Raw genomic sequence first — 13312 nt, 5'->3', positions numbered from 1 at the left:
TTTTATTCTCCCATGTTCTGTCTGTTAATAGCTTTTGAATCCATACAGAACATTGCAATATCTTGTCCTTTTTTAAGGTTATTACAAGCCTTATTTAAAAAAAAATTCGCCAATTTCTCGTTTCTTAACTCATAGTAAGCAAAAGCTAGATAGATTTGAGCTCCAGCACTAGAAGACACAGAAGGATCACTCATAATCTCTATAGTTTTCTTATAATCCTTTAACTCACTAAAGATATAGATACCTAATGTTTTTCTCAAAAGAGGAGTGAGTGAACGATAACGATAATTTGAGTTCATTTCAGAGCCTTTTTTAAAATAAACAACAGGATCTAACCCATCAATATGTTTAACTATCTTGATTAAATCTATATCTATGTCTTTAGGATTTTTTTTAATTTCCCAAGCAAACATGCCTATCTTAAAAGCAGCAATAGGATTTCCTTGTTTATATAGCTTTTCATAAGCTTTTAAAGAGCGATTCAAATCGGGCTTGATTTTACCATCAGAAGAACCTAATTCATAAAGGTTGGCTTCCAGTAAAAAAGAGTCTCCTCCAATATGATTCTCTAAATACAAAAGACTTTCTTCTAAATTATCTTCCTTAAAATTTGGATTTTTTAAAATATCTCCTCCGATCCTAATATTTGGAATCAAAGAATGTTCAGCTACCACAAAAGAAGCCATTAAAAAAATAAAAAATAAAGTTTTCATCATTTTTTTGCTCTTTCTTCTTTTAGATCTTTATCAAGTTCTTTGAAAAAATCTTTAAATTCTTTGATTGTTTTTAAATCTCCTATGGATAGTTCTTTGATTTCTTCAAGATATGACGTTAGAGTATTTTCAATAATTTCAGACTCTTTTATTTCTTCTTCTTTAACTTCATTACCTGCAGAGTTCTTTCTCTTTTGATCCATTAAATTTTGCAATAAGAATTTAGCATAAAGATAAGCATTGTATCGAGCAAAAGCTTGAATTAAATCTTCTGTTTGAGCTCCAAAATTTCCATTTGTTGATGCTTTAGCTTCTCTCTCAACTTGATCTTGCATTTTAATGGTTTCAACGATTCTTTCCGTTCCAGGAACAATCAGGGTGACATGGCTATTATTCTCTCCGCAAGTTTTGTCTTTATTGCCCTTGACTAGGCATCTAATTTTTTCTTTAGCCATATCAATCAATCCAGTCCACTTGGTAGTTATCATTTTGTCTTCAAAAACAATAGGTGCTAAAAGATTATGCATTGCCCCTGTTTTTCCTTGCACTTGAGCATATAAAATTTTAATAGGGTAGAGTCTAAGCTCTTTCTTCCTGTTTCCATTAAGCAGAGTGTTAATGATATTTACTTTTTGAATTGGAGAAGGAAGCATCTTAGGCTCCAAAACCTTACCTAAATCAACACCGCCGTTTAATCCTCCTTCTTTTGCGGCTTCAACATTATCTGTAGCTATTTTTTCCAAAGCATTTTCTTTTAAAGCCATTCTAGCTGATCCTTTAGCTTTAGTATCGATTTTTCCTACAGCAATCAAATCAGACATGACATTGCCGTAATTCTTATAAAAGAAGTTCAGTTTAGGAGAAATAGCACTTTCGCCAAAAATATTAACAAATAATAAATAATTAAAACTTATATCATCATCATCTTTGATTACCTGTTCAGTTATCTCTCTTTTTTTCTTTTTCTCATCATCACTTAAAGCCTTAAAGGATTTCTCATCTAGCATAAATTTATCAAACAAAAAGTCTCCAGCTGAACCTCGAACAAAATAATAAACACTAAGACCATCTTCAAAAGTCTTTGCTATTTTTTCAGAATCTGCATCTGTCGGGCTAGTGTTTGTTCCAGAAATCTTGTCCTTAAAAATCTTTTTAAGCTTATCTTCACTTTTATCTATAAGGTCGCTTGGTTCATCAAAAACTTTTTGTGCAGTTTTTGGGAACGATGAACCCTTCAATGCATCTTGTGTTAGTTTAGAAGTAAAGTTACAAGCATTTCTGATCATATCTTGAATATTCTGTATCCATTCTTTGATTTTTGAAAATGTATGTTCTAAAGTTGGCATGGAATTAATAAGTCCAACAACTAAACCCCAAACAATAGCTCCTGATGCATTTCCAAGCTGCTCAGCAATATCGTTTAAATCCATCAAACTAGCAAAACCACCATTAACAGAAAATCCATTACAACCAGCTTTGATGCCAGGAACTTCAAAATCCAACCATGGCTTTATCATGTTCATTTTATTGTCAAATCTAAATTCAATATTCCCACCAAAGAAAGTACTTTCACCACCATCTCTAATTTCTCCTGGAGCTGTGATATTGCTAAAACCAAGATCCTTTCCATCATTTTTTGTATTAATATCCAACCTGTCAGTAAAGCCTTTTCCAAAAGAATCAAACACATTTGCCATTAATGGATTTCCTAACAACCCTACACATAAAATCAAAGATAGTGTTCTTTTATTTTTGATCATCTTTTATCTCCTTTTCCAAAAGTTGTTTAAAATATTGTGCTTTTTCTTTTTTTCCTTGCTCATTGATAAAGTTCATACCATTGAGTTCTTTAATCATCGTCTCAGTATTCATTTTTTCGGTTTTAATTCCATTAATGTCTTTTGGTTTGATGACCTTAAAAAGAATCAAAGCCCTTATGTTTGATTTAAAAATAACCTCAAAATCATCTTTTCCAACACCTAAAATTTGCGAAAAATGAATGTTCTTTTTTAGATCATTAAAACGTAGAATATACATTGGTGTGGCATAAATTGAAACATCTTTATCTTTAAAACTATTTTGAGAAATGATTTTATCCCTAGAATCTATCTTTGCCCATCTTTCTCCATATATTTCAGCTGGAGCTGATTTGTTGGCATAAGCAAACTTATTTAAAGAATCCTCATTTTCAAACACAAACTTAACTTTAACTCCAATGGATTTATAATTATCATAAATGTCAAAAATTCTAATCGCCTTATCAATATCATAACCAAAAGTTTTTCCTAACAAAATATCTAGCTCCATATTTTTAGATAGACTCTTTAAAACCTTATTAAAGATATATTCATTCTTTTGATCTTCTGCTAACTTGGTTCCATTTGTCTGAGCATAGCTAGGAATATTGCTCATCTCAGGAGGAGTAGAAATAGAAGCTAGATTTAATGAATAGCCCACATCAAAAGTTTGATTAAGGTATTTAGTTTGCCATTTATAATAAGCTAAAGCATTCTCAATAGTAGGTTCTTCTAACCATTTTTTCATTACAGGAATCCTAGCAGCATCTTTAATGATAGGCATTTTAAAACAATCTACTGAAGAATTTGAAAGACATTTTTTCCCATTAACTTCAATTATCTCTGGTAGGTCATTAGTCACCTTTAAAATATCAAGAATTTGCATTTGAATCTCAGTTTGCTTTCTTTGTTCTTTCAAAATTGCCAATAAAATCTCCTTTTCACTATTTTTACCTAGATCTTTTTGTTCTTTTTGTTGAGCAGGATCATCATATTGAAGCCACCCTCTTCCAATCTTTTCCTCTTTTTGAGCAAAAAGAGATTGAGAGCAAAACACCATCAAACCTATAGCAATTATTTTTTTATACATGTCGTACTCCTTTTTTGTATTGATTTTTTTGATAAGAATACAAATCGTTATTTTGCTCAATAAATGTCTTTAGAGCCTTTAGCTTAACTCTTATCATTGATGAGCAGTTATAAAACAAATCTAAAGTTTCTTGAGTGAAAGCAAAATGTCTATTCTTCCAGCATAAAATATTATCTTCAATCTCTTTTTGTATTTGAATTGTTTTTTTATAAAAATCCTCGATAATTTTACTCTCTTCTTCAAGCTGGGTCAACAACCTCTCAAACTCATAGCAATTCTGAATAGACTGATTAAAGACTTCGCTCTTTGTAATAAACAATTGGTGATTTAAGAACTTAAAATTAGATCTATCAAAATCATTGTTAAAATCCTCAAATTTTTTCTTGATAACTCCAATTCTGGTTTGAATATTTACTTTGTCTCCTAAAATTGTTTTTTCCACAATCTCAAACACGCGATTACGTTTTTTATCATCTGTCCAAAGCATGTGTCTCATCAATAATAAATCTGAATGATTGACAGCATCTCTATCATTTAAAACAGCACTGACCTTTAGTGCTTGAAGAATATATTTTGGCCCCATTTTTCTATCGGACACACCCAAAAAAGATGTTTTTAGATTGATTCTTATTTTTTCATAGATCTCCAAAATCTCATTATTTAATTTTACTCTCTCGGCTTTTTGACAAACCTCATCAATATCTTTAAGCGAAAAAGTATTCAAGAAGTTTTTGTTCCCACCAAATTCATTTCGATAAAATCTATTTCTGTTTTCACTTTTTAAAATCTCTTCAACTCGATACCAAATTAAAAGCCTATCTGTAAAAGGTTCAATTTTTTCAGTTGCGGGGATTTCATTACTTGCAGAAAATAATGTGTATAAAGGAATTGGATAAGGTTTCCCGCCAATAGTATAATATCGCTCATTTAAGACTGAAAGTAGTGCTACCAAAGTATCATCAGGGGCTTTAAACATTTCATCAAAGAATAAAAAGTTTGCTCCTAAAATCGTTTCTTCTTTAGGTGTATCTTTTTTATTCCCAAGAAAATCGGATTCTTCAGTTTTGGCACTTAATGTTTTTTGCCAAAATACCGAATCAGTAAAAATTTTTGACATAATTTCAACTGCATAAGTTTTGGCAACACCTGGTGCTCCAATAAAAAATAAATGTTGTCTAGAAAAGATGCATAAAATCGAAAGACGAATAAATTCTTCTCTCTCGATAAGCTTAGTTTCTAATTCAGAAATCAAACGAATTATCTTTTCTTTATACATCTGCTTCTCCTAGCTTCTCTAATTCTTTCTCAAGCTCAATCATTCTTCTAAACATTTTTTCATCTTCAGTCGTTTCGGGTTCTATTAAATACCTTGAATCCCTATCTGGCATAATTGGAAAATTAACCTTCCAGTATTTGCCCATATTTTTCACAAATCCTTCAGCGGGTTGTAAGTTCATGATAGAACTAGAGTTTAAGATACTCTCAGTAGATCTAGAAAAATTAATTCCCATTCCTCTAGAACCACCAACTATATTTGTGTTTGTTGTATTTATAATTCCAAAAGCTCTGATCATGCTATCAATACTGTGTTCTTCATTCATTTTTAAAACAAAATAAGTATTCAAAGAATCTCTAGAAACTTTTGCTAAGATTGTCCCCATTTTTGATTCAAGATCTGCTAAAGACTGAGTATAAATATTAATTGTAAATCCTAAACCTGCCCCTTTATTTAAAAGACTCTCAATACCAGGATAAATAGCAGCTTCCCCCTCATCTAAATGTGCCCAAAGCCTCTTATTGCCAAGCATTCTACCACTGACACTCACAATCCCAAATAATGATTCAAAAACTTTAATGAGAATCTTATTTACGAATTCAGAGATCTTTTTAAACTTTAATGGGAATGGGTGTAAAAGTAAAATTAAGCCTCTTTCGGGATTGGCTATTTTTGATAAAATAGGATTGATTTTAATAGTGCAAAATATTTTTCCCAACTCTCCTGTTCCTATATTACTCAAAAAATTCGACAGTGAAACTGAAATTTTTGCTCGGTGTTCAGGTGAAATTTCATCAATTTTTTCCCATAACAGTACGAGCTCTTTTTTTATTCTCATTAGCTCAAAATCTTTTTTGTCTACAGGAATTGCAAAAACCGTCTCTTTTAGGATTTTTAATTTTTCAACTGTTGTGTAATAAAGCAAGTCCTGAAATGTCAAAAAGCTTCTATTAAAAATTCCCTCTTCCTCTATTTCAAAATCCTTCATCTCTGCAAAAAGCTTTTCAGCAACATCTGGAAACATTAATTCATTTTTAAAATCATAAGACCTTAAATTCTCATTTCGCAACTCCATTAGTTTGATATATTTAATGTATTCCTCTTTTTCCTTTTTTTTTCGATACTCTCCATCCTCATCGCCTATCTTTTCCAAAAAAGACAAGGAATAAAGTACAACTTTTAAAATAGCAAAAGCATTTCCAGAATAAAACTCTCCATCTCCTTGAGGATTAGGGTAAAGGATTGTTGCAATCAAAGAAGCGATTTCATCATCTCCTAATCCATATAGTGGGTTAAAATAGTCTGTTGATTTTGGAGATAGTGGGTTGATATATGAAAAATCTTTGTGCCTATCAGCTTCATGAACAAATTCAAATAATTTATTTAAAATTTCATGCTCTTTTCCAGCTTTTGGATCCATAATCAAAACATTATCTCCTTTGAGTATATTTTGACGAACAAAACTTAATAGGAATTTTGTTTTACCAACCTGAGTCGTTCCAAAAATTGCTGAATGGTTGTAAAAGTTTTTCCAGGGCAAAAGCAAGGGCTCTTTTTTTAAGGTCTGCAGATTTACTCCAATCCCTACATATAGTCCTTCCTTATTATGCCTTGTGATATATTCTTCTTCAATATCATATTTTTTTTGCACAAGTTTTTCTTTTTTAGCTTTGATTCTTTCTTTTTTGATATCCAACTTTTTAGTGTTTATTTTTCTCTCAAAATCTTTAAGCTCGTTATGGGCTTTTAATAATTTCTCTTCAAGACTGCAAAACAGCATCTTTTGAATCCTTTATATTAAATATATCTAAAATACTTTGTGGTTCCTGAAAATAAAAACCTTGATAGAGATTAATTCCAATACCCTTGCTCATTTCTTGCAATTTTCTATTTTCAATATGACTAGCAATTTCTAACATGTTAAAAGTTTTAGCGATTTGAGAAAAAATGTAAATTTTATTTCTATCGGTCTCATTGTTATATGCACTCAAAACAAGAGCTCCATCAATTTTTATAAAATTTGGTCGAAGAATCTCTAGGTCTACTAATTTAATATTGAAATCTATATTGTCTAGAGCAATCAAAAATCCTTTGTTTTTTGCCTTGACGCAAAAATCGAAAACATCTTTATTTTTAATATTCTTTGCCTCTATTTCTAAAATAAGCAATCCTTTATCGTTGTCCTCGAAAAGCTCATCTAAGGAATCCAAAAGATGATCATTGATTTCTGTAATATGAAAATTAATAGAAAATTTTTGAGAAAGAGGTTTGAAAAAATTAATACACTTTTTTAGATGTCTCCTAAAAATCATTCCTAGAAGTTCCTGCTCAATGGCTGTCTCTAAAAAATCCTTAGGGCTATAAACATCTCCCTCATCAAGAATCCTCAAAAAAGTTTCATAGTATATAACGTTTCCCTCTTCATCGCAAACTTTCTGAGCAAATGGAATTATTTGGTCTTTATTAAAACTTGATCTGATCTTATTGAGCCAAAACTCTGTTGTTCCTTTTTTGTTCTTTTCTTTAACATTTTTTAAGCCCTCTTGTATATCAATACCCTCTTTAAGGTATCCAAAAAGACCTGTGGCTTGTTGAGGTGTTAATCCATATTGCTCTTGGAGATCTTTTTTTTGCTTTTGCTCTAAAGGGTTAGTCGTAAACATTGAAGCCTCTTGAGAAGTTGCCTTTAAAATCAGAACTTCAGAAAACCCGTTATCACTAATGTATAAAAATTCAGAATATTCAGGTGCTCTATTAGAAACTGAACTCATTTGTATTCTAGTTAAATCAGAGTATCCAGAAAATAACCCTCCGCTTTCAAAGCCTTTAGCAATTTCATTTGGATTAAGCCTTAAGAGCATCTTATGTGAAGAGTTTGTCCAAACGGCCTCTGAAAAAGAATTTGCCATATAATCTCGAACACCTTGTGTGATTGTCATCATTGATCCTCCATATTTTCTTACTCTTCTACAAAAGTCAGCAAAATATTTAGCATAAGTCATATCGCTTAAGGCATCTGCCGCTTCATCAACAACAATACTTTTCTTCTTCGTTCTATCAAAATACATGTCCGAAGCACAACGCTCTAGCATACTCATTAAAACTAAATGATATAGGTTTCCCTTGTTGGTTAAATCATCAAGCTCTAAAAGAGTGAAATCATTTTCAAGGTTTATATTACAAGCTCCATTAAAATAGCTAAAAAACTTTCCGCTCGGTGAAGTAAAAGCTGTTAAAGCCAAAATGAGCTTATTGAGTTCATTTGCAATTTCTACTTCATTTTTTTTCATTGCAATATCTTTAAATTCGCTTAATGCTTCTCCAACTTCCCTCATTCCCGCTTCTCTGCCTTTTTTATAGAAAGCACTCATTAAGGCCTCTTCTATAAGATTTTGCATAATGCTCTTAGTTGAATTATCATTATGTCCAATTTGATTTTTTATACCTGAAGAATAATCTTGACCGCACATAATCCCGATAATAAGAACAAGAGCTTGAAAGGAATCTTCCTCAATGGCCTCAATTTTTCCATCTTCTCTTAAAAGATCGCTTTTTCTAAAAGAAGCATAGCTTAACACAATCCTGTCTCCACCACCAAAACTTTCAGGATCTTTTAAAACAGTTTGCATGTTTGTGAAAAAATTTAGGCACTTGATATTTGGTTTACCTTTTTCATCTACTTTAGCAAAGTCTATAAATTCTCCGCCAAGCTCTTGGCAAAGCGGAAGATATGAACGCCCTTTATCGAAAATTGTAACTTTAACACCCGCTTGAAGATGCGAGGCTTGAATACTGTTGCTCAAAAATGATTTTCCAGAACCAGAAGGACCTATGATGCAAACATTATAGTTTTCTCTACCAGCCCAAAAATCAATTCCCACAACTTGCCCTGTTCTTGCAAAAAATCTAAGAATTGGGGCTCCAACTCCCTTAAAAGAAGATATTAAAGGAACAATTGAGGTGATATTTGAGTTAAACATTAAATCAAATCTTTTTAAATGCTCTTTTGTCTCAAGATCGAATTGAAAGGGTAAAGACCATAAGAGGGATTGATAAGCGATCAAGCCAAATTTTTCTTCATTGACCTCCCAGCCACCAACTTTTATTGCTTTGAATTTTGTCTTCAATCGTCCAATAGATTGTTCTAGATTGTCCTGATTGGTATCAAAAACAGTTATTGAAAACATTGCATCATATGGCATTTGATCTTCTTCTTCAACATATTCAATGACCTCCTTGCTTTCTTTTATAACTTTAGACAAAGATGGAAATTTGAGAAATTCTTCTCCACCAATTTTTTTAACTTGTCCAATATTCCATCTAGCCTTATCTAAAATCTTTCTTTTTGCTTTTACAGGATTATCAATATGAACAGTTAAAGATGCTAAAAAAGGTGTGGCAATAGGGATCTGATACTCGCCCTCAAATGCAAAAAAAGCATTTGAAACTTCATAAGAACTAGTAAAAGAAGGATATTTATCAGTTGTCAAAACTTTAGCGTATGTTTTTCTACCAATCTTTAACAAGCCATCATCTCGATCAATTCTAACATGAGCATTTTTAGCTAATTGAACATTCATTTTCTTGTGAATATCATAATCCTTCAAACTTGAATCTTCTCTTAATATTTCTCCATAAATTTTTGCAACAATTGTGGGGGAAAGCAATCTTGGCGAAAAAGACTCTAGTATTCCTCTGATTGTATTCATCAGACTCCTTATTTTTCTTAAATTAGCTTCTGGTGGAAAAATAAAGATTATCATATTAATAAAGTTTCTAGCCCTTAAATCAGCACCTGACTCTTCAGATAACATACTATTTTTAGACCACTGTTTTGTTTTTTTTATTCTCTCATCTCTCATCAATTCAAGATTTTCAATATTGCCTATTTTAGAATCACAATGACAAGAATTTTCAATATTTTCTACATAATATTGAATATCGCTAGACGCATAGGTTATTATCTGCATAGCAACATCTCTTATATTGATAGAGCTTAAAACACCTTGAATTTCTTTAATTGCTTTTTCAGAAAGCATAGAAGAAAGATTTAACTCTAGACCCACTCCAATTCTTCCAGTTATCAGATAAAAGAATCCAAAGTCTTTATCAATTTTTTGATAAGACTGCAGTAAAAGCATTTTTGAGATAGAACCTGTCTCATTAAGAGCTCTAATTTTTTGCTGTTCTAAAGAATCAAGATTTTCTTGCCAGTCATCTGGAAAAACAAGATTCCAAATCTTCTTTATAATGGGCGAAATTTTTTTTATATTTCTTGGGTTTTTCAGATAGAAAAATAAGCCAACGCCTGCAAAAATAATGGCTAAATAGATTTTCCACATCATTCTAACTACCCTGATAATAATTTTTGATTTCTCTGATTTCTAAAAGAATACTCTCAACTTGCTTTTTTAAAACATTAATTTGTGTTTGTAAATTCTTATATTTTTTAATAGATTCAAATTTATAATTTGAAAAATCAGCTTTAGAAACACAATGATTATCACAAGTTGGCAAAGAACTTTGCTGAACATAAGTTAAAGGTTCAGTTGTTTTAACTTCTTGTTGAACTGTCTTTTTTTCTAAATCAGAGATTCTTTGATTGACATAATCAGTAAAAATTTTAAATTGTCTGTTTAAGGCATCATTAGTTGATTCTTTTGAAGGCTCACCTTTTTTTTCTAAATCTTTCTTAGATTCTTCTTTGTCATTATGGACTAAAAGTGGATCATTAGAAGGGTTATTTCTTAGTGATCGCACTAATTTTTCTAATTCATATAGTCTTTTCACCACATCTTCTTCTTTAGATTTTTCCTCTTGAGTCTTTTCTTTTTTAATGCCTTTATTATCCTGAGAAACTAGGGGGACTTTTTTTAATTTCTTGATTTCATTTTCTAGAGCCTGTATCTTATCTGCTAAGGTAGATATAAGTCTATCATCTCTATTTTCAATGTCTTTACTTTCAAAGTTTTTATCCTGCGTTTTGTTCTCCTCTTGAACAAGAAGAGGAGTTTTTTTGAGATCTTCAAATTCATTCTCTAAAGTCTGTATTTTATCTATCAAAATAGCTATGGATTCTTTCAAATCTGATATATTTGAAATATTTTGCGGAGAAGCTACTAACAAAGAGCTTAAAACCAAACTTGCTAAAATACTTGCTAAAATTTTCTTTTTCATTTCTTTCCTTTTGTATTTTGTTTGACGGGTTGTTTAATAAGTTGTTTTTTAGACGGGTCAACTGGTTGTTTTTTCTTCACCTCAAGCGAGGTATCTTCTTTTTTAGCTCTTTGCAAAATCCTTGAATTAGTATTTTTTGAACTCTGAATATTAAAACGATTGATTACCTGATCGGATTTAATATCTGACCTATCAATTTCATTAGGCGATATAGAAAAAGGCAATTTTCCTGTTGGAGTGATCACGCCACCACCTCCACTGATTTGAGGAACAGCACTTCCTGGAACAAAATCTGGTCTATCAACCCAAACATATTCATAATGAGCTGCAATTAAAGTTCCTTCAGTGTCTTTGTATGGAGTTACCCAAATCTTTAAAACTACTCCGTAATCAATAATCGTTCTAGCATCATTGTTACCACTACCAATAATGGGTTTATATCTTGGAGAATAGACTTGCTGATCCAAAGTAATTCTAATCTCTTTTTGCGAACAACCTGTCAGAAGAAAGAAAAATCCAAATATGAACATATTTATTTTAACTAATTTTCTTCGCATTTTAGCCCCTCATAAGATTTTTTCAAAGTAGCCTCTCTGTGCATTAAAATATCTAAAGAATCTTTGCAGACTCCAGTTTTTCTATAATTACATTTATTCAAACTTAAATTAACATTTTTAAACCAACCATACTCACAATATCCACTTGAAGATCCAATAGAGCAACCCTGCACTATCAATAGAGATACAAATATCGTTGAGATAATGTAGATAATTTTCCTAATCATAGTCTGCCTCATTTCCTTGATAGTTGTATTTTTCTCCCTGAATGCTGTTAAAAACACCTTCTCCATCAAAATTATTTTTGTCATCATAAGGGACTAATGGAATACTCTCCCCTCCTTGAAATAAAATACTCACTTTCCTGCCTCCTTTAAAATTAATACTTGGCGTCATTGCATCTAAATATTTTGTGTAAATATCAGTCATTTTGGAGATGGTTTGAGTAGCTGCAGAACTTCCACCTGAACCTAAAGCGGCAGTTAAGTCGCTATAACCTCCTCCAACCAAACTAACATTACTAGCCTTCCTTGTAATATAATCCAATCCAGTTTGAGCGGCTGCAAGTGGCAAAGTAGCTCGAATAATTTTTCCTTCTTTAGTAATAAGTTTTCCGCCTACCCCTAAGTTAGAAGTTTCATCATAGATCCAGCCCTTTATAGCACCTTCAGCCCTATATTTATTGCCCTGTTTATCTTTAAAAATACAAGAAATTTTAGTTAATCGAATATTCGCTCTTTCTGTATTCATATTTCCAATAGCGTTTCCTAGCAATAAACAATCTTCAACATTTGTATATTCTCCATTAGCAATACTCATTTTTGTTAGCAAAGAAAGAGCTACAGGAGAATCCTCTTGATTGCCCATATTTGCAACACTAGCATCACCTCCATTTAACAAAATTGCTTGAGCAACGCCTAATGGAGCATTAAAAGTTAATTCTTTTCTCTCCTGAACCTCTTCTTCAACAGGATCTGGTTGAGAAACTTTAATATTAGCCTGATAAATCACTTCTTCTTCCTCTTTTGGAATATCTACAGGCTTTGGCAATGCTGTGTCCTTGTTTGAGACTTCTGGCAAAATTCCTTGTGCAACAATAGGCTTATTGCTTAAATCTTGTATTTTGCTGTTAACATCAACAAACTTTATTTCTATTTCCTTGTTAATTTTGTCCTCTAAATTGTCTATTTTTCTGTCTGTATCTTTAGCTAAATTGTCTATTTTGTTACCTAAACTTTTGGTTTCTTCTTTAAAATCACTTGCAAAATCTTTAAATTTATTATTTATTCCTGAAACAATTTTTTTAAGAGTCTCTGGAAGATCTTTAGTTAAAAAATCATTCGTTGCATCAATCTTGCTTTCAATTCTCTTGCCATCAGCGATCCTTTCTTTTTTCTCATCTTTAAATTTTTGTTCAAACTGAGATTGCCAAATTCCGAAATTATCTGTTTTTATTTCAACAACCTGACGATTTTTCTTTTCAGCTACTTCTATATTCTCATTTTTCATAATAGAAATTGACTGAACGATAACCAGAATGAAAAAAACAATCAAACCAAGACCCAATAAAATGAAGAACTTTTTTGTTATCCTGCTCTTGAATTTTTTTTCAACATCTTTTTTTAAAAGAATTTCATCAAGTTTAGTGTCTGTCTTTATTTTAAAAAACTTCTCCCAAAAACCTTTTTTCTTCTCCATATTTT

General features: G+C 31.4%; 10 protein-coding genes. All 10 read right to left on the bottom strand.

Annotated features, from left to right (window positions below; genetic code table 11):
- Positions 1-2 precede the first annotated feature (2 nt).
- The 10 genes from BKH42_RS03655 to BKH42_RS03610 are packed head-to-tail and all read right to left on the bottom strand — an operon-like array spanning position 3 to position 13307.
- Positions 3-713 (bottom strand): hypothetical protein, encoded by a 711-nt coding sequence (locus tag BKH42_RS03655; RefSeq protein ID WP_143428559.1) that lies wholly within the window; start codon positions 711-713, stop codon positions 3-5.
- On the bottom strand, positions 713-2473 hold the full coding sequence (locus BKH42_RS03650; RefSeq protein ID WP_095295016.1) for a conjugal transfer protein TraH: 1761 nt from the start codon (positions 2471-2473) through the stop codon (positions 713-715). The genes BKH42_RS03655 and BKH42_RS03650 overlap by 1 nt, the downstream gene beginning before the upstream one ends.
- The gene (locus BKH42_RS03645) at positions 2460-3599 is read right to left on the bottom strand and encodes a hypothetical protein (RefSeq protein ID WP_095295014.1); all 1140 of its coding nucleotides are present in this window, start codon (positions 3597-3599) and stop codon (positions 2460-2462) included. Before BKH42_RS03645 ends, BKH42_RS03650 begins: the two co-directional genes overlap by 14 nt.
- Positions 3592-4875 carry a MoxR family ATPase gene (locus BKH42_RS03640; protein ID WP_095295012.1) on the bottom strand — a complete coding sequence of 428 codons (1284 nt, stop codon included), beginning with the start codon at positions 4873-4875 and terminating at the stop codon, positions 3592-3594. Before BKH42_RS03640 ends, BKH42_RS03645 begins: the two co-directional genes overlap by 8 nt.
- Positions 4868-6655 carry a TraM recognition domain-containing protein gene (locus BKH42_RS03635; protein ID WP_095295010.1) on the bottom strand — a complete coding sequence of 596 codons (1788 nt, stop codon included), beginning with the start codon at positions 6653-6655 and terminating at the stop codon, positions 4868-4870. The genes BKH42_RS03640 and BKH42_RS03635 overlap by 8 nt, the downstream gene beginning before the upstream one ends.
- Complete coding sequence (locus tag BKH42_RS03630; protein ID WP_095295007.1) at positions 6636-10220, bottom strand: EAL domain-containing protein; 3585 nt, start codon at positions 10218-10220, stop codon at positions 6636-6638. The genes BKH42_RS03635 and BKH42_RS03630 overlap by 20 nt, the downstream gene beginning before the upstream one ends.
- 1 nt (position 10221) lies before the next feature.
- The gene (locus BKH42_RS03625; protein ID WP_095295005.1) at positions 10222-11052 is read right to left on the bottom strand and encodes a hypothetical protein; all 831 of its coding nucleotides are present in this window, start codon (positions 11050-11052) and stop codon (positions 10222-10224) included.
- Positions 11049-11609, bottom strand: a complete 561-nt coding sequence (locus BKH42_RS03620) for a TraV family lipoprotein (protein ID WP_095295002.1) — start codon at positions 11607-11609, stop codon at positions 11049-11051. The genes BKH42_RS03625 and BKH42_RS03620 overlap by 4 nt, the downstream gene beginning before the upstream one ends.
- On the bottom strand, positions 11594-11836 hold the full coding sequence (locus BKH42_RS03615; RefSeq protein ID WP_095295000.1) for a hypothetical protein: 243 nt from the start codon (positions 11834-11836) through the stop codon (positions 11594-11596). Before BKH42_RS03615 ends, BKH42_RS03620 begins: the two co-directional genes overlap by 16 nt.
- On the bottom strand, positions 11829-13307 hold the full coding sequence (locus BKH42_RS03610; RefSeq protein ID WP_095294998.1) for a TraB/VirB10 family protein: 1479 nt from the start codon (positions 13305-13307) through the stop codon (positions 11829-11831). Before BKH42_RS03610 ends, BKH42_RS03615 begins: the two co-directional genes overlap by 8 nt.
- Positions 13308-13312 lie beyond the last annotated feature (5 nt).

Origin of the sequence: Helicobacter sp. 13S00482-2, assembly GCF_002272795.1 — a bacterium.
Lineage (GTDB): Bacteria > Campylobacterota > Campylobacteria > Campylobacterales > Helicobacteraceae > Helicobacter_J.
This window is presented reverse-complemented; position numbering and strand designations above follow the sequence as displayed.

Coding starts and splice junctions, on each gene's coding strand:
- BKH42_RS03655 (WP_143428559.1), bottom strand. CDS start 713: ATGAAAACTTTATTTTTTATTTTTTTAATGGCTTCTTTTGTGGTAGCT.
- BKH42_RS03650 (WP_095295016.1), bottom strand. CDS start 2,473: ATGATCAAAAATAAAAGAACACTATCTTTGATTTTATGTGTAGGGTTG.
- BKH42_RS03645 (WP_095295014.1), bottom strand. CDS start 3,599: ATGTATAAAAAAATAATTGCTATAGGTTTGATGGTGTTTTGCTCTCAA.
- BKH42_RS03640 (WP_095295012.1), bottom strand. CDS start 4,875: ATGTATAAAGAAAAGATAATTCGTTTGATTTCTGAATTAGAAACTAAG.
- BKH42_RS03635 (WP_095295010.1), bottom strand. CDS start 6,655: ATGCTGTTTTGCAGTCTTGAAGAGAAATTATTAAAAGCCCATAACGAG.
- BKH42_RS03630 (WP_095295007.1), bottom strand. CDS start 10,220: ATGATGTGGAAAATCTATTTAGCCATTATTTTTGCAGGCGTTGGCTTA.
- BKH42_RS03625 (WP_095295005.1), bottom strand. CDS start 11,052: ATGAAAAAGAAAATTTTAGCAAGTATTTTAGCAAGTTTGGTTTTAAGC.
- BKH42_RS03620 (WP_095295002.1), bottom strand. CDS start 11,609: ATGCGAAGAAAATTAGTTAAAATAAATATGTTCATATTTGGATTTTTC.
- BKH42_RS03615 (WP_095295000.1), bottom strand. CDS start 11,836: ATGATTAGGAAAATTATCTACATTATCTCAACGATATTTGTATCTCTA.
- BKH42_RS03610 (WP_095294998.1), bottom strand. CDS start 13,307: ATGGAGAAGAAAAAAGGTTTTTGGGAGAAGTTTTTTAAAATAAAGACA.